General features: G+C 52.9%; 17 protein-coding genes. 6 read left to right on the top strand and 11 right to left on the bottom strand.

Annotation, left to right across the window (positions count from 1 at the left end):
- Nucleotides 1-25 precede the first annotated feature (25 nt).
- Nucleotides 26-799 carry a thermonuclease family protein gene (locus ACFPQ4_RS23160; protein WP_378114520.1) on the bottom strand — a complete coding sequence of 258 codons (774 nt, stop codon included), beginning with the start codon at nt 797-799 and terminating at the stop codon, nt 26-28.
- A gap of 79 nt (nt 800-878) precedes the next feature.
- Complete coding sequence (locus ACFPQ4_RS23155) at nt 879-2,051, bottom strand: amidohydrolase (protein WP_378114291.1); 1,173 nt, start codon at nt 2,049-2,051, stop codon at nt 879-881.
- Nucleotides 2,052-2,257: 206 nt separating this feature from the next.
- Here ACFPQ4_RS23155 and ACFPQ4_RS23150 point away from each other — a divergent pair, with 206 nt between their 5' ends.
- Nucleotides 2,258-2,605 (top strand): YugN family protein, encoded by a 348-nt coding sequence (locus ACFPQ4_RS23150; RefSeq protein ID WP_378114290.1) that lies wholly within the window; start codon nt 2,258-2,260, stop codon nt 2,603-2,605.
- A gap of 16 nt (nt 2,606-2,621) precedes the next feature.
- The gene (gene ftsW / locus ACFPQ4_RS23145; RefSeq protein WP_378114289.1) at nt 2,622-3,779 is read left to right on the top strand and encodes a putative lipid II flippase FtsW; all 1,158 of its coding nucleotides are present in this window, start codon (nt 2,622-2,624) and stop codon (nt 3,777-3,779) included.
- A 71-nt stretch (nt 3,780-3,850) separates the two neighbouring features.
- Here the strand turns inward: ftsW and ACFPQ4_RS23140 are convergent, their stop codons facing one another.
- Complete coding sequence (locus ACFPQ4_RS23140; RefSeq protein ID WP_378114288.1) at nt 3,851-4,225, bottom strand: Asp23/Gls24 family envelope stress response protein; 375 nt, start codon at nt 4,223-4,225, stop codon at nt 3,851-3,853.
- Nucleotides 4,226-4,409: 184 nt separating this feature from the next.
- Between ACFPQ4_RS23140 and cax the strand changes: the two genes are divergently transcribed.
- The gene (gene cax / locus ACFPQ4_RS23135) at nt 4,410-5,468 is read left to right on the top strand and encodes a calcium/proton exchanger (RefSeq protein ID WP_378114287.1); all 1,059 of its coding nucleotides are present in this window, start codon (nt 4,410-4,412) and stop codon (nt 5,466-5,468) included.
- Between the two features lie 71 nt (nt 5,469-5,539).
- Here cax and ACFPQ4_RS23130 read toward each other — a convergent pair whose 3' ends face one another.
- The 5 genes from ACFPQ4_RS23130 to ACFPQ4_RS23110 form a co-directional block, all read right to left on the bottom strand.
- On the bottom strand, nt 5,540-5,830 hold the full coding sequence (locus ACFPQ4_RS23130; protein WP_378114286.1) for an Fpa/YlaN family protein: 291 nt from the start codon (nt 5,828-5,830) through the stop codon (nt 5,540-5,542).
- Nucleotides 5,831-6,018: 188 nt separating this feature from the next.
- Complete coding sequence (locus ACFPQ4_RS23125) at nt 6,019-6,258, bottom strand: HPr family phosphocarrier protein (protein WP_378114285.1); 240 nt, start codon at nt 6,256-6,258, stop codon at nt 6,019-6,021.
- A gap of 83 nt (nt 6,259-6,341) precedes the next feature.
- Nucleotides 6,342-7,457 carry an aminopeptidase gene (locus ACFPQ4_RS23120; RefSeq protein ID WP_378114284.1) on the bottom strand — a complete coding sequence of 372 codons (1,116 nt, stop codon included), beginning with the start codon at nt 7,455-7,457 and terminating at the stop codon, nt 6,342-6,344.
- Nucleotides 7,458-7,502: 45 nt separating this feature from the next.
- Entirely contained in the window at nt 7,503-8,234 is a 732-nt protein-coding gene (locus ACFPQ4_RS23115; protein ID WP_378114283.1) for a hypothetical protein, read from the bottom strand.
- Nucleotides 8,235-8,359: 125 nt separating this feature from the next.
- Complete coding sequence (locus ACFPQ4_RS23110; RefSeq protein ID WP_378114282.1) at nt 8,360-10,336, bottom strand: sensor domain-containing diguanylate cyclase; 1,977 nt, start codon at nt 10,334-10,336, stop codon at nt 8,360-8,362.
- 345 nt (nt 10,337-10,681) lie between these two features.
- Here ACFPQ4_RS23110 and rpsD point away from each other — a divergent pair, with 345 nt between their 5' ends.
- From rpsD to ACFPQ4_RS23095, 3 genes are all read left to right on the top strand, one after another.
- Nucleotides 10,682-11,281, top strand: a complete 600-nt coding sequence (gene rpsD / locus ACFPQ4_RS23105) for a 30S ribosomal protein S4 (RefSeq protein WP_378114281.1) — start codon at nt 10,682-10,684, stop codon at nt 11,279-11,281.
- Between the two features lie 136 nt (nt 11,282-11,417).
- On the top strand, nt 11,418-11,642 hold the full coding sequence (locus ACFPQ4_RS23100; RefSeq protein ID WP_378114280.1) for a DUF1450 domain-containing protein: 225 nt from the start codon (nt 11,418-11,420) through the stop codon (nt 11,640-11,642).
- Nucleotides 11,643-11,707: 65 nt separating this feature from the next.
- Nucleotides 11,708-12,214 carry a ferritin gene (locus ACFPQ4_RS23095; RefSeq protein WP_378114279.1) on the top strand — a complete coding sequence of 169 codons (507 nt, stop codon included), beginning with the start codon at nt 11,708-11,710 and terminating at the stop codon, nt 12,212-12,214.
- Nucleotides 12,215-12,298: 84 nt separating this feature from the next.
- Here ACFPQ4_RS23095 and ACFPQ4_RS23090 read toward each other — a convergent pair whose 3' ends face one another.
- From ACFPQ4_RS23090 to ACFPQ4_RS23080, 3 genes are all read right to left on the bottom strand, one after another.
- On the bottom strand, nt 12,299-13,630 hold the full coding sequence (locus ACFPQ4_RS23090; protein WP_378114278.1) for an ABC transporter substrate-binding protein: 1,332 nt from the start codon (nt 13,628-13,630) through the stop codon (nt 12,299-12,301).
- A 137-nt stretch (nt 13,631-13,767) separates the two neighbouring features.
- Nucleotides 13,768-14,601 (bottom strand): carbohydrate ABC transporter permease, encoded by an 834-nt coding sequence (locus ACFPQ4_RS23085; protein WP_378114277.1) that lies wholly within the window; start codon nt 14,599-14,601, stop codon nt 13,768-13,770.
- Nucleotides 14,601-15,491, bottom strand: coding sequence for a carbohydrate ABC transporter permease (locus ACFPQ4_RS23080; RefSeq protein WP_378114276.1), 891 nt, complete (start codon nt 15,489-15,491; stop codon nt 14,601-14,603). Before ACFPQ4_RS23080 ends, ACFPQ4_RS23085 begins: the two co-directional genes overlap by 1 nt.
- Nucleotides 15,492-15,662 lie beyond the last annotated feature (171 nt).

Raw genomic sequence — 15,662 nt, 5'->3', positions numbered from 1 at the left:
CCTATTTCGCGTATTTCATGACTGCTTACCGCGCCGCTTTCCTGAAACCGGCGGCCACGGCTTCTTCCTCGGTGCAAAACATAACTTCAGCCTTCGTCGCATTGTAGCTGCTGCCGCCGGGCACGTGATAGATTTTTTCTTTGCCGCCGGATTTAATATTTCCTTTGATCAAAGGTTGTTCGCAGCTTGGCGCATCGGCGGGAGACGCTTCGGTATGTTCCGCCTTGTCGGGTTCCGCTCCCGCTTCGCCATCGTTCCATAATCCGACGTTGCCGCTTCGCGCCTGTTGCTCGAGCTTCAGAAATTTTTTCGCGAACGTCACGTCCGGAGCGTACGTCATCACGTTGGCATAGCCTTCGTTCAATAAAGTCTCGTTGTACATCGTCGTTTCTCCTTGGATGAACACGAAACGCAGCAATCTGCCGTATCGGTCGGTCTCGCTGACATCTTTGAACAGGTAGATGGATTTCCCTTTAAGCATTCGTTCTGAAAAAGCGCTAGCCTCGACGCCGAAATATTCGACCTTACCGTACTTCTCGGGCGTGTTCACGCCGATGAGCCGAACTTTGTCGCCCCCGTCCGTCTCGAACGTATCGCCGTCTACGACGCGCTTGACGACGGCTTCCTCGGCTTGCTTGCCTTCGAGCTCCGGGTAACGGTCGTAGATCGCGTCGATGTCGGGAACGACTTCTTCGATAACCTGCGTCTTATCCGCGCAACCTCCGAGCGCGAACACGGTAGCGATTAAGATCGCCGCAGCCAAGCCCGTTCGCCTTTTAGCGACTTTCCATGCCAGCATCAATTACAACACCTTCCTCCGTTACAGGACAAAATAAAAGCCCGCCCCGGGCGTTCCGGGCAGCGAGCCATGAATGTTGCTATTTCGTAAAATCGTTCGCAGCATCGTCGGACACCGCGATGAGCAATTTCGCCGCGTTAAGCATCGCTCGTTCGTCGATGTCGAAGCGCGGGTGATGGTGCGGCGCGGACGCTCCGTCCGGCTCCCCGGCGCCCACGAAGAAGAAGCAGCCCGGCTTGTGCTTCAAATAATAAGAGAAATCTTCGCCGGCCATAATCCGTTCGCTTAGAATTACCGCGCCAGGCATAACGCTCTCGGCGACGCGGAACCATCTGGCGGTCTCGTCTTCGTCGTTAACGACGGGTGGATATCCAAGGACAAAATTGAGCTTATAATCGCATCCGTGCATCTCGCAAATATGTTTAACGATATCTTCTAACCGCTTGCGCATGAAAAACCTGAGCTCCGGAGTGAACGTGCGGATCGTCCCGCCGATCAAGCAGCGCTCCGCGATGACGTTGAACGCCGTTCCGGAGTTGAACTTGCCGATCGACAACACGCCGGACTCTAGCGGGTTTACGTTGCGAGAGACGATCGTCTGCAAAGCCATGACGAGAGCGGAGCCCGTTACCAGCGCATCCTTGCTTTCGTGCGGCAAGCCCGCGTGCCCGCCGCGGCCGATAATTTCGATCTCGAACTCGTCCGGCGACGCCATGAACGATCCCGGCCGCGTCCCCGCCAAACCGAAAGGCATCGGCGACCACAGGTGAACGCCGAATATCGCGTCCACGCCGTCTAGCGCTCCGTCCGCGATCATCGAAATCGCCCCGCCTGGCAGGAACTCTTCGCCTGGCTGGAATAAGAACACGCGCGTTCCGACCGTATCCTCGCGATGAAGGCTATAATATCTTGCGACCCCTAGCAACTCCGCCGTATGCCCGTCGTGGCCGCAGGCGTGCATGACTCCCGGAACGGTCGATTGATAGGAAGCGTTCTTCTCGTCTTGAATGGGCAGAGCGTCGATATCCGAGCGCAAAGCGATCGTACGGCCGGGTTTGCCGCCTACGAGCTTCGCGACGACTCCCGTTCCCGCTACTCCCGTTCTTACTTCCAATCCCCATGAAGACAGCAGATCGGCGATCATGCGGGATGTCTTTATTTCGCGGAAGGAAAGCTCGGGATTGGCATGCAAATGACGGCGCCATCCGACCATATCATCGTATAGCAGCTGCAGCGTTCGTTCGTTCATCATAGTGGCGGCGCCTCCTCTCCGAATAGCTATTTGTACTATTGTATCAGAAAGCGGCCGCCTCCGTAACCGCACGAATGCGCCAAGAGGATAACATTGTCAATGAACGTTCTAACTTGTGACCGCCGGCGGGCTTGCAGAACATTTGCAAACCGACTATCATGGAAGGGTACAAAGCATGTTTGCGACCTTCCGAAGGAGGATTTTTGATGTTACTTGACAATACGGGATTAATCGGCGTACGCAGCGACCTAGGACACCTTGACGAGTCCAGCGAGAAGCTCGGCTTCGTTCGTTGGCAATGGGAATATCGCCGCGCTACATATGATCTGAAGCTTCAAGACCGCTCCAAAGGCGAAGACTACTTCCTTCGCATCACGACGCGCGCGGTGGAAGGCAAGCTCGAAAATCCGGACGCGATTCTCGAGATCGAACACGTTTATATCGGACGAGCTACGTTCCCGCATGGGCTGGACTATGAATCGGCGATTCCTGCTCCGATTTTGAACGTCGCGACCCAACGCGTTCAAGACCTGAAGAAACTATTGTCCAAATGAATCGGGGGAGGCAGGGATGAGTACCCCGTCCAGCGGCGGTTCCCGCGGCACGCCTGATTTTCTGTTGCTTATACTTACGCTGCTGCTCGTCGGCTTCGGCCTCGTTATGGTCTTTAGCGCGAGCTCCAGCATGACCGTCGTTGACAAGAACTTTGGCAACGACGCTTTATTTTTCACGAAGAAACAGCTTATGTGGGCTGGACTCGGCACGTTCCTAATGCTTTTCCTGATGAACATTCATTACGAAAAGTACAAGAAACTGTTCGTTCTCTTGTTCTTCGGAACGCTCGTGCTGCTCATGATCGTTCCGTTCATCGCGAGCAACATTAACGGCGCGCGAAGCTGGATCGGCATCGGCGGCTTCGGCATTCAGCCTACGGAGTTCGCGAAGCTTGCGATCATTCTCTATTTGGCCGCGATTATCGCGAAAAAAGACGAGAAGTTCCGAGAGTTCAAGCGAGGGTTGTTTCCGGTTATGGTCGTGGTCGGGTTTTTCGCTTTCTTGATCATGCTTCAGCCGGACTTCGGATCTTGCGCAATTCTCGTGCTTTGCGCGTCGGCGATCGTCATCGCCGGCGGATCGAATTTGAAGCACATTATGATGTCCGCGGCGGTACTCATCGGACTGGCGGCGCTCGGCATGAGCCTCGTGTTGCTGTTTAATCCGGACTTCGACGGCGGCTATCGCTTCGATCGTTTTCTCTCGTTCATGGATCCGCTCGCGGACCAGCAAGGGATAGGTTACCATTTGACCCGGTCGCTCGAAGCGTTCGGGCACGGCGGACTTACGGGCGCAGGACTCGGCAACAGCGTGCAGAAGCTCTTCTACTTGCCTTACGCTTATAACGACTTTATATTCGCCGTCATCGGCGAAGAGCTCGGCTTTATCGGCACGACGATATTCGTACTCTTCTATCTCTTGTTCCTATGGCGCGCATTGATCGTAGCGCTCCGTTGTCCGGACATCTACGGCACGCTCGTAGGCATCGGCATCGTATCGCTTATCGCGATTCAAGCGCTCATTAACATGGGCGGCGTAAGCGGCGCTATCCCGGTTACCGGGGTTACGCTCCCTTTCATTAGTTACGGCGGCTCGTCCATGCTCATGATGCTGATGGCGATGGGCATCCTGCTTAGCATCTCGCGCGAGTACAATCGCGTCAACAGAGGTTAACTCGGCAGCGAACAACAAAAAACGTGATCGATTGCGCGGTATGCGCATTCGATCACGTTTTTTGTTAGTTCTTATTTAACCCGTGTAACGTCATCCGTATCGTCGTCGCGGAAAGCTACGCCTTCTACCTTCACGTTCACTTCAACGACGCGAAGGCCGGTCATGTTCTCTACCGCTTCGCGAACGTTTTCTTGCAAGCGGCGTCCGACTTCTTGAATCGGAATGCCGTATTGTACGACGATTCTTAAATCGATGGCGGCCTCCAGTTGGCCGACTTCGACGGATACGCCCTTTTGCGCGTTGCGCCCGCTCAGACGCTTGGCCAATCCCTCGGAAATACCTCCAGACATCGCGGCCACTCCCGGCGTCTCCAATGCCGCTAAACCGGCTATCGTAGCGACTACATCGTCCGAAATACGAATTAATCCTTGCTGCTCTTCCGTCATGGCGGCTCACTCTCCCGAACCTGTTATGCTTACATTGTACTGGAAGTCCCATGAATAAATCAACCTTAACCCTTGGCAACAATCTCCAAACGACCTGCGTTCGGTTTACGAAATGCTTCCAATTGGTTATAGTAAGGAATGGTAATAAGACATCACCTATTCTAACGGTCGAGGTGCTTCACACTTGAAAAAACTGTTTTTCCCGCTTCTTATCGCAACGTTCTTGCTTAGCGCGGCCTCTCATTATGGCCATTGGGGCTCGGCGATCGAGTTCGGCTTCGCGGGTCTTGCCATTCTGTTTGCTGCCGGATTGCTCGGCAAAGCGACGGAATCCGTCGCCCATTACGCAGGCCAACGACTAGGCGGATTGCTCAACGCGACGTTCGGCAACGCGGCAGAGCTCATCATTTCGATTTTCTTGATCAAAGAAGGATTATTCGAGATCGTCAAAGCCAGCCTTACCGGCGCGATCATCGGCAACCTGCTGCTCGTGCTCGGCGTCAGCGCCTTCGCGGGCGGACTTAAGTATAAGGAGCAGAAGTTCAACGTCCATCTGGCCGGACAGAACGCTTCCCTTATGCTGCTTGGCATTATCGCCCTCTTCATCCCGGCGATTTTCGTTAAAACAGAGCATATCTCCGACGAAAACACGATGACGATGAGCATTATCGTCGCCGGTTTCTTGATCTTGGCTTACTTCGGCTGGCTCGTCTATTCGATGGTTACCCATAAAGATTTGCTCGAAGACCACGTCGATACGCAAGCGGACCATGGCGAAGAGCCGGAATGGTCCAAGAGAACGTCCATCCTCCTGCTTATCTTCGCCACCGTATTGGTGGGTTTCATAAGCGAATGGCTCGTTCATACGCTCGATACGTTCTCGTCGCGCTTCGGCTTATCCGATCTGTTCGTCGGCGCGTTCGTCGTCGCCATCGTCGGCAACGCCGCCGAGCACAGCGCGGCCGTTATGCTTGCGCTCAAAAATAAGATGGGCGCGGCGGTCGAGATCGCCATCGGCAGCAGCTTGCAAATCGCCCTGTTCGTAGCGCCCGCGCTCGTATTCATCAGCTTGCTCTTCACGGATCACATGAATTTGATCTTCTCGACGATCGAGCTCGCCGCGATCGGAGTGTCCGTATTCATCGCGACTTCCATATCGCGGGACGGCTCCACGACATGGTACGAAGGCAAGCTTCTTTTGATCGTCTACGCGATTCTCGGCGTTGCGTTTTACTTCGTCTAAGCAACGCGGCTTTGCTCAAGCTCTGAATAGCGCATAATATCGCAGCACAAAAAAAAGAAGAGTAGCGAGAGCTACTCTTCTTTGCGTTCCATCGCTTCGTATAACAGAGCCAGGTTTCGTTCGAGCTGGCTAATTAATAGCTTGCCTGCGCTTTCCTCTAACAATCCGGTGCGCACCGCAAAATCGACCGCTCTCGAGAAGCCGTACATTTGGGTGTCCAGCACTTCTTCATATAGCGGGCATTTGCGGGTCGCCAGATTTTCCATCTGGATGGCGATCAACTTTTCGATTTTGTCGGCATCTTCCTGAAGCAGACGCTGCGCCTTCTGGTTCAGGTGAATCATTGTGTCCGATGAAGCCATTCCCACTCCCCCTGTGCCCTAACTACCATCCCTTTCATATTAGACGAAATCGCGCGGAAGCACAAGGACAGGGAGCGTATAACCGTTATTTTCATGCGTAACGACTTCAGACATCCGTATATAACGAAAAAAACCGCCCCGTCCAAGCAATGGACGAGGGGTTTCCGGTTCGATTCAATAAAAATTCATTATTCCACGACTTTAACGTTCAGGCTGTGCTTAGCGAATACCGCGCCGAGCGCTGCTTTCGCTTCATCAGCATCCGGTCCATGAACGTGAAGCTCATAAGCCGTATTGCCCACGAGCGTCGTAAACAACCCGAGGATGCTCTTCACATCGATGTACTTGTTCTCGGCTTGCAGTACGATGGAAGAACGGAACTTGTTAGCGGTCTGGGACAGTTCCACAATTGCCGCGTTGTTAGACATGGGAATCCCTCCAATATATAGGCTGTTCGATCTCTACCTCATCATACCTTGATCTAGCGAAAGGATGCAAGAGGGAACATGCATTATTTCAACGCTTCCGGGTTAAGACCTTCCAGTTCCGGGATGACGAACAGACCGTCTTTGCGAATGAGGACGTCGTCGAAGTATACTTCTCCGCCGCCGTATTCGGGACGTTGGATTAGTACTAAGTCCCAATGGATGGACGAACGGTTGCCGTTGTCGGTCACTTCGTACGCCTGCCCGGGCGTGAAGTGCAAGCTGCCCGCGATCTTCTCGTCGAATAGCGTATCCTTCATCGGATGTAAAATAAACGGGTTGAAGCCGAGGCTGAATTCCCCGATATGGCGGGCGCCATCGTCGCTATCAAGCAGCGCGTTGATGCGCTCCGTGTCGTTGGCGGTCGCTTCCACGATTCGGCCGTTCTCGAACGTAAACTTGATATTCTCGTAAGTAAAGCCGTTGTAGACGCTCGGCGTGTTGTACGCGATCGTTCCGTTAACGGAGTCGCGCACCGGACAGGAGTATACTTCACCATCCGGAATGTTGCGCTCTCCGGAACATTTTTGCGCGCCGATGCCTTTGATCGAGAACGTAAGGTCGGTGCCCGGAGCGACGATGCGTACTTTATCTGTACGTTGCATAAGCTCCTGCAGCGGATCCATCGCGCGGTCCATTTTGGCATAATCCAAGTTACATACGTCAAAGTAAAAGTCCTCGAACGCTTCCGTGCTCATGTTCGCGAGTTGAGCCATCGAAGTGTTCGGATAACGCAACACGACCCATTTCGTCCCCTTGACGCGTTGTTCCATATGTACCGGGTGGCGATGGCCTCTATCGTACAGCTTCATCTTGTCGGACGGGACGTCGGCAAGCTCGTTGACGTTCTCGCCGGCGCGGATGCCAATATAGCCTTGCATGCGCTTCATTCGATCCAGGTCGTAAGCAGCCCATGTCTCGATCTGCTCCGGCGTCGCGTTATTCAATAGCGTGCGCAGGACGGAACGGTCTTCGATTTCGACGTAAGGACGGCCGCCCAGCTTGGCGATTTCTTCGATTAATGCCTTAAGCAGCTCTCTCTCCGAGCCAATCATCTCGATCAGCACATTGTCTCCGGGTTGTACGTTCACGGAATAGCCGGCTAAGTTAGCCGCGAGTTTCTGAATACGCGGGTCGCGCATAAAATCATTCTCCTTCTTCAACGATGGATGATCATTGCCTAGATACTACTTTATTGTACCATTTCCGGAAGCCGCGCGAAAATTCGTTACGGATACCCGCTTCTCCTCATAAGTCTTGCCTTTCCACTTATATTGAAGCAACGTATTCTCCTGCAGTTGCGTCGGAAACCAGGTACGCCGATTAGCGGTCCACTGGCAGTTGGTCGTTACTTTCAGGCTGCCGAGAACGTCTTCCAGCGTCGCCTTCGCTTGGGTCAGCACCTTCGCCGATTGATCCGGTTTACGTTGCAACAGCACCTTTTCTTGACCTAGATCGGTCAGTTCCTTGCGAAGATGGTCGGCGATTCTTCGCTTGGCGACGTCATCATCCAGCTTAATCGTGAACTGCACCTCGTCCGGACGGTTGCTGAGCGGTTTATAAGCGATTGCCGACGTCTTGCCCTTGATCGACTGGAGCAGATCCAGCGGTTCATAGCTGCTGGTCTCGACCTGACGCGTGGAAGTCGACTTCGCGTTTCCGTTCGTCCATTGTACTTTAACGTTATTATGTCCCGTCACTTGCCCCTCGTAAGACATACGATTGGCGACGAACCCTTTGCTATCGACGACCGATACTTCTCCCGATAACCCGTAGCTCTCGCTGCCAGACAGCGCGGATGCCGACAGTGCGAACGCTTCGTCCGCGGGCAAATCATTGCCCTGGGCGCCTAGGCAGCCCTGTAAGCTTACAAGGACAAGGCATCCGCACGCGAGACGGGGTAATATAGAACGACGCATTAGCCGCTCACCTCCTGTCTCGTAGCGTGTCCCTGCGGCTCGCGGTTATGCGCACGGGCTATAGATTGTATTTAGCCGGTCGAAACAAAAAAAGTCCGGACGATACGACTCTGTCCGAACCTTAATTATTCGCTGATGACGATCCGATTCCGTCCGAGATGCTTGGCATCGTATAAAGCCATATCCGCTTTGTAGAACAACGATTCTACGCTTACCCGCTCATCCGTGGACCGCCATTCCGCGATGCCGCACGATACGGTGACTTGCGGGTTCGTCTCGCTTTCGACCCGGTGCCGAATGCGTTCCGCTACCCTCTCAGTCTGCTCCAAGCTAAGAATCGGCAAGTAAATCGCCAACTCTTCTCCGCCCCAGCGCGCCGCGATATCGGTATCCCGAATGGATGTACGAATTATGCCGCTTACTTGCGTAAGAATATCATCGCCAACCTGATGTCCGTATGTATCGTTCACGCGCTTGAAGTGATCGATATCGACTACGATCAGCGATCCGGAATGATCGCGCAGTTGCTTGCGTCCGATTCGTTCGTTCAAGTAATGGCGGGCGAACAATCCGGTCAAATTATCGGTAATGACCATCCGGCGTACTTCCGCATGCAGCGTCGCGTTGGACATCGCCAAGCCGAGATGCGCGGAGAGTACTTGAAGCAGCTTATAATTATCGTAAGAGAAATGATTCGCTTCTCGTTTCGTAATCATGACCGCGCCGATCACGTTGCCGTTAAGCAGCAATGGCGAGGCGAGCAGCGAGCGCGAATGGGTAATGTCCATCAGTTGAGAACTGACCGGCGTTGCGGATCGGTAATCGGATAAAATAATCGGCTCTTTCGTGGACCAGAGCACGCTGCAAAAACCATATTCCGTCGCGTACGCTTCTCCGATCATCTCGGGCACGTTGGACGACATGACGATAAATTGGCCGGACTGGATATCATACTGGAATATACAGCAGAAATCCGATTGAAAAATATTTAGCAGCTCCGCCGAAGCGAATTGCATCGTATCCGTCAGCTTCAAGCTCCGGTTAAGGCGCTGCGTCAATTCGTTAATAAGCCTCAGCTCGCCGATCAGCACGTTAGCTTGCTCGTGCAGCTTCGCCTTCTCGAAAGCCGTTCCCGCGGCTGCCGCAAGCAACGACAGGAATCGGATGTCCGCGTCGTCGAACTCGTTGACGGGCAAGTCCAACCGAAGGACGCCGTACGTGCCTTGCTTGCCGGACAACGGGATGGCCAATTGATGGCGATCTTCGGTGCGCGATTCGCGAATTTGTCCTTCCAAGAAAGCTTGCTTGCAGAGATCCATGTTCGAGAGGTGGAACGCGAGCGGTTTGACCTTCTCGTTGTGGCTGTTGTAGTCCTGGGATAAAAACAAGTCCGCTCTGCAGATCGGATAGAGCTGTTCCAGGCTGTCCAGCACTTCCGACAGCACGTTCTCAACGTCGATATGATCGTTCAAACGTCTCATGACGTCGAAAAGAATATCGCGCCTTTTCTCTTCGCGCTGCGACAGCTTCTGTTCCCGTAGCATGCCGCCGACGAAGATGTGCTCGAATTGCCTATATAGACAATTACGGTAATGCAACGCCGCGGCTTGCAGCAGCTTCAGTTCTCCCGCATGCGCTTCGCCGGCTGGAAGCAAGCTTGCTAGCAATGCGCAAGGAATTCCCGTGGATCGGGTGAAGATCGGTACCGCTATCGAATCGTAACTTCTCAGAGCGTGCGTCGTATGCTCCTCGCTGCGCATCAGCGTCGGACGGCAAGTATCGAGCGCGACGGTCGCCGCGGTGACCCCCCACGTATCCGCTCGCCGAGAGAACGGATGCGCGTCTCCGTCGTCCGAGCCGCTTATCGCGATCGTCGTGCCGTCCGGATGGATCAGCGCGATCTGGCCTCCCAGCCAAGGGAACCCGTCCGCTTCTTCAAGCCAATCCCCGAAGCTGCCGGCCAGCAGCCCGTGAATGTACGGCAAGTCCGCTTCCGTTAAATCTTGCTTTTGCAGCCAGCCCGGAAGCTGCTGCTGGGTGCGGGAATGGTCCTCGTTTTGCGCCATTCCTGTAAGGTTAGCTGATTTGCGATTATGGGCCATTCCCGACACCTCCAACCGATGTCCTATTTATTCAACTATACAATGAAATAGTGAATTTTGCACTAAATAGATCATAAGTCCATGGTCAAAAGGCTTATTTTTTCTCGAATTCGTTATTATTGTCGCGTTATTGATTTCGCTTGACTTCGGCCCACAATTTCTTATAATATTAGTTGTTGATTATTGCGGGTCTTGACTTTGTGGCACCCTCTCGAAATGTCCCACCTGCGGGCTGCGGCTGAACATCCTGCCAGGAACCGACGAATGGTCGGTTATGGAGACATTCGCGCAATGGAACCCCATTTTCAAAAAACAAATTTCGTTTTGAAAAAGGAGCTTTCTAACATGTCAAGATATACAGGTCCGAAATTTAAACTTAGCCGTCGCCTTGGAATTTCCCTGAGCGGTTCCGGTAAAGAACTGAAACGTCCTTTCCCTCCGGGACAACACGGCGCTAACACGCGTCGCAAGATCAGCGGCTATGGCTTGCAACTTGCTGAGAAACAAAAACTGCGTCACATGTACGGCTTGAACGAGAAGCAATTCCGCAACCTCTTCGATCGCGCTTCCAAGCTCGAAGGCATCGCGGGCGAAAACTTCATGTTCCTGCTTGAAAGCCGTCTGGACAACCTCGTGTTCCGTCTTGGTTGGGCGAACTCCCGTGCAGGCGCACGTCAGCTCGTTTCCCATGGTCACGTTACGGTTAACGGCAAAAAAGTCGACATCGCATCCTACACGGTTCAAGTCGGCGACAAAATCGGCCTGCGCGAGCGCAGCCGTGCAATGAAATCGATCAAAGAAGCGCAAGAAGGCCGTCATCACCTGCCGGGCTACCTGAGCTTCGACGCGAACGCATCCGAAGGCTCGTTCCTTCGCCTGCCAGACCGCGGCGAGCTGTCCCAAGATATCGACGAGAAACAAATCGTCGAGTTCTACAGCCGTTAATTTATCGCATCGTCCACAAACCACCCCAACTTTTGGGGTGGTTTTTTTATTTTCCGAACGGGTGTTCATTGACAATGAGAATGAGAATTACTATCATTGACGATGTATCCAAAATCATCCGGAGGCAGGTGCGCCTGTGCGGAAAATCAAATATTGCTGCAGAAACTTCAAACACGGTTCGAAAATGGTCTACAAGACGATGAAGGCCGAGTTTCCCGATATGAAACAGAAGAAGAAAGATTGCCTCGGCGAATGCAAGCTGTGCACGAAGCAATGCATGGTTATGATCGGCAAAACCGAAGTGATCGTCGCCCCTTCCCCGGAAGTGTTATACGAAAAGCTGAAGCAGCGAATAGGATGACATGGCGATTTATGGTACAATGCGGGTAGATGTTCCGACATTACCCGCAAAGAGGTGGATGTACCATGAAAGATTCTTTGAGCCAAGCTTTGAACGAGCAAATGAATTTCGAGTTATACTCCGCGCACGTCTATCTTGCGATTGCAGCCTACTGCTCCGGCGAGAGCCTGGACGGATTCGCCAACTTCTTCATGGTGCAAGCCGAAGAAGAGAAATTCCACGGCATGAAAATTTACAAGTTCCTGAACGATCGCGGCAGACGCGCGACGCTGGACGGAATGCCTACTCCTAACAACGAATACAAATCGATCCTCGATGCGTTCGAGCACGCGTTCGAGCACGAGAAGGAAGTTACGAAGCGCATTTACCATCTCTCCGACCTTGCGCTTAACGACCGCGAGCATGCGACGATGCAGTTCCTGAAATGGTTCATCGACGAGCAAGTCGAAGAGGAAGCGATGTTCGACAGTATCATTAATAAGCTCAAGCGCATCGACAAAGACAGCAACGCCTTCTTCATGCTCGACAACGAATTCGCGCAGCGCACGTTCACGCCGCCTGCCGCGGAATAATGCTTCTATGAATAAAGGCTCTCCCCGTCATCCAAGGATGACCGCGGGAGAGCCTTTTACTTTACTATGAACTTTGATTGGAGATTAACGTTTAACGATATCCGCTACCGCTTTGTCGAGCTTGCCAAGCAACTCGTCGGACGTCGAGTGCTTGCCGAGATACTCTTGCATCGCCGTGCCCCATTGTTGCGTGATACCGTCCGGGAATCTGTCCCAATGCCAGCCTTTGACTTGCTCAGGATGCGCTTGCGAGAACGTTGCGAAATCGCCTGCGATTTTGCCTACCGCGTCAGGGTTCGGCGCGATCGAGTTCAGAGCCGGTACGAATTTGAAATCGGTCGTAATGAATTTTTTGCCCGTCTCGGACGTAACCATCCAGTTCAAGAACGCTTTGGCTTCGTCAGGATGCGCGGATTTGTTGTTGACGATCCAGTTGTTCGGAACGCCGGTGAACACTTGCGGAACGTCGAGCAATGGAACAGGCATCATGCCGAGGTTCATGTTAGGCGTAATTTCGTCTACCATGCCTTGAATCCAGTTGCCGTGTTGGATCATCGCGTATTTGCCTGCCGCGAATTCGGCTACTTGCGTGTTGTAGTCGGTCGTGAGCGCTTTCTCTTGGCCGTTAGCGAACATGATGTCGACGAGGCGGATCCATTGCTTCATGATCGGATCGTCTTTGAACGTCTTCGTTCCTGCTTTGATTTCATCGATGAACGCAGCCGGATCCGGTTGGTTAGCCAAAGCCATGTTCAGCGTATGAATTCCCATCGACCACCACTCGCTCGTCAGGGCGAACGGAGTTATGCCTGCCGCTTGCAGCTTTTTGCACGCTTCTTCGAGCTGGTCGAGCGTCTGCGGAAGCTCCGTGATACCTGCTTTAGCGAACAAATCTTTGTTATACGTGAAGCCGTATGCTTCTAGATTCATCGGCATGCCGAGCAGCTTGCCGTCGCGGGTGATTTGCGCTTTGGACGCCTCGACGAGGTCTTTCGCCCAAGATTCGTTGCTTAGGTCAACCGCGCGATCCACATAAGGATCGAAGCCGGACCAACCGCTGGAGTTGAAGATTTCAGGCTCTTCGCCCGCCGCGAGAGTCGCCTTCAGGAGCGCGCTGTAATCTTCGCCGCCGCCGTGCGTCTCGATCTCGACGTGAACGCCGGTTTCTTGCTCGTAAGCGTCCGCCATCTTCTGAAGCGCTTCGGCGATTTCCACTTTGAATTGGAACACTTTGATCGTTACGTCTTTCTTCTCAGCCGGCGCGCTCGATGGCGCTTCCGATTCCGCCGCTTTGGACGAAGCCGGCGCGTCCGGGCTAGCAGCCGGACTAGCGTTGTTATTGTTGTTGCTACCGCAAGCGCTTAAGATCGACAATACTAGAACCGCCAGTAAAGAAAATTGCAGCATCTTTTTCATAATTCCAATGACCTCCCAATGTCGTATCGTATTGCTTACAGGGTCAGTATAAGGTGAAAACGTTTGCGCAAAACACCTAGAATATTGAACAACTGGGTGGAAAATCTTGATTATTTCGATCCGGATAGTCAATTTAATTATCCTTTGACCGATCCGGCCGTTATGCCTTCGACAATATACTTCTGTAGCGTGAAGAAGAACAATACGATCGGCGTCGCGCTTAGCGTCAGCGCTGCCATCGCCAAATCCCATTTGCGCGTATACTGGCCGAAAAACTTCTGAATGGCGATCGGAATCGTCGTAAACGTGTTATTGACGACAAGTACGGGAAGCAAATAATCGTTCCAGATCCATAGGACGTTCAAAATGATAACGGTAGCCGTAATCGGCTTGAGCAGCGGGAATACGATTCTCCAGAAAACGCCGTACGGGGAGCATCCGTCCACGACGGCCGCCTCTTCTACTTCTCTCGGCACCGACTTTATGAAGCCGTGGAAGAGGAACATCGATAGCGAGATGCCGAAGCCGAAATAGCAGACGACAATGCCGTATAGATGGCCGCGCAATTCGAACATCGAAGTAATCCGCATGAGCGGCAGCATGACCGATTGGAACGGGATAATCATCGCGGCGATGAAGGCCGAGAACAGCAATCGGTTGAATAGCGTCGGCTTGCGCACGAAGCGATAGGCCGCCATCGCGCTAATGATGACAAGACCGGTTACGCTTAACGCCGTGACGGCAAAGGAATGCATGAGCACGACCGGGAAATCGATCGCTTTCCAAGCTTTATGAAAGTTGCCCCACCCGAAGTGCTCGGGCAGCTTGGCGGCATCCAGCAAAATTTCCTTCAGCGACTTGAACGAGTTAACGATTAAGAAGTAGAACGGAACTAAGAAGATTGCAGCCAATACGATAGCTAATACTTCCGAGGTGAATAAACCGAACGAATATCGTTTGCCTCCGCGCATTATTCCTCTACCTCCTTCCGCTTGGTCAGGAGTACTTGCGTAACCGTAATGGCCGCCACTCCGATGAAGAAGATCATCGCTTTGGCAGTCCCAAGCCCGTACCTGTTGTTCGTTAAGCTTTCGCGATAGATGTTGAGCGCGATCGATTCGGTCGCGTTGCCCGGACCTCCGCCGGTTAACGACAAATTCAGATCGAACATTCGGAACGCATTGGACGTCGTCAGGAACAGACAGATCGTTATAGCGGGCATGATCATCGGAATCGTAATGCTGCGAAGCATTTGGAGCCGGTTAGCCCCGTCAATCGTCGCCGCCTCGGATAATTCTTTCGGAACACCGACAAGCGCGGCTATGTAGATAATCATCATATACCCGGCCGTCTGCCAGACGAAAACGATGACGATGCCCCAGAACGCCGTGTTCGGCGTGCCCAGCCACGTTAGATCGAAAAATCCGATCCCCGTTTGATCCCCGATCGTGCTGAAACCGCGAACGAAGATGAAGTACCAAATATATCCGAGCAGTAGCCCGCCGATAATGTTAGGCAAGAAAAATATCGTTCTAAGCGCCTTCCTTGTTTTCAATGTGCGATTGAGCAGCATAGCTAAGGAGAATGCCAGCAAGTTCGTGATGAGCACGGACACGACGGTAAATTTCGCGGTGAAGCGAAACGCGGTCCAGAACCGGTCATCCTCCATGAAGATTCGCTTAATGTTATGCATGCCTGTCCATTTCGCATTGCCGAGATCAAGTCCGTTCCACTCGGTGAACGTATAGTAAAATCCCATGACGAACGGAGCGACCACGATCAATAAGAAGAACAACAAGCCGGGTCCTACGAACACGGTTTGCTGCATCCACTCGCTCCATCTTTTTCCTCTCGTCCCCATTTTACAGCCCCTTCCAGTAAATGCTCTTGTATGCCTTTTCCCATGCACACAGTATAAATCCGCCCCGATAGGCGCCACTACCGAGGATGATGATATCAAAGGTGGAATATATTGACCATCTGGCGAACATCGTTTACTGTGTTGGGGAGATACGACAAACGCTAGGAGATG

This window comes from Cohnella yongneupensis (assembly GCF_042655785.1).
Taxonomy (GTDB): Bacteria; Bacillota; Bacilli; order Paenibacillales; family Paenibacillaceae; genus Cohnella; species Cohnella yongneupensis.
Note: the sequence above shows the minus strand (reverse complement) of the source record. Positions and strands in the feature narration are given on the sequence as shown.

Coding starts and splice junctions, on each gene's coding strand:
- ACFPQ4_RS23140 (WP_378114288.1), bottom strand. CDS start 4,225: ATGACGGAAGAGCAGCAAGGATTAATTCGTATTTCGGACGATGTAGTC.
- ACFPQ4_RS23160 (WP_378114520.1), bottom strand. CDS start 799: ATGCTGGCATGGAAAGTCGCTAAAAGGCGAACGGGCTTGGCTGCGGCG.
- ftsW (WP_378114289.1), top strand. CDS start 2,622: ATGAGTACCCCGTCCAGCGGCGGTTCCCGCGGCACGCCTGATTTTCTG.
- ACFPQ4_RS23085 (WP_378114277.1), bottom strand. CDS start 14,601: ATGCGCGGAGGCAAACGATATTCGTTCGGTTTATTCACCTCGGAAGTA.
- ACFPQ4_RS23130 (WP_378114286.1), bottom strand. CDS start 5,830: ATGGCTTCATCGGACACAATGATTCACCTGAACCAGAAGGCGCAGCGT.
- ACFPQ4_RS23155 (WP_378114291.1), bottom strand. CDS start 2,051: ATGATGAACGAACGAACGCTGCAGCTGCTATACGATGATATGGTCGGA.
- ACFPQ4_RS23150 (WP_378114290.1), top strand. CDS start 2,258: ATGTTACTTGACAATACGGGATTAATCGGCGTACGCAGCGACCTAGGA.
- ACFPQ4_RS23095 (WP_378114279.1), top strand. CDS start 11,708: ATGAAAGATTCTTTGAGCCAAGCTTTGAACGAGCAAATGAATTTCGAG.
- ACFPQ4_RS23110 (WP_378114282.1), bottom strand. CDS start 10,336: ATGGCCCATAATCGCAAATCAGCTAACCTTACAGGAATGGCGCAAAAC.
- ACFPQ4_RS23120 (WP_378114284.1), bottom strand. CDS start 7,457: ATGCGCGACCCGCGTATTCAGAAACTCGCGGCTAACTTAGCCGGCTAT.
- ACFPQ4_RS23125 (WP_378114285.1), bottom strand. CDS start 6,258: ATGTCTAACAACGCGGCAATTGTGGAACTGTCCCAGACCGCTAACAAG.
- ACFPQ4_RS23090 (WP_378114278.1), bottom strand. CDS start 13,630: ATGAAAAAGATGCTGCAATTTTCTTTACTGGCGGTTCTAGTATTGTCG.
- rpsD (WP_378114281.1), top strand. CDS start 10,682: ATGTCAAGATATACAGGTCCGAAATTTAAACTTAGCCGTCGCCTTGGA.
- ACFPQ4_RS23115 (WP_378114283.1), bottom strand. CDS start 8,234: ATGCGTCGTTCTATATTACCCCGTCTCGCGTGCGGATGCCTTGTCCTT.
- ACFPQ4_RS23080 (WP_378114276.1), bottom strand. CDS start 15,491: ATGGGGACGAGAGGAAAAAGATGGAGCGAGTGGATGCAGCAAACCGTG.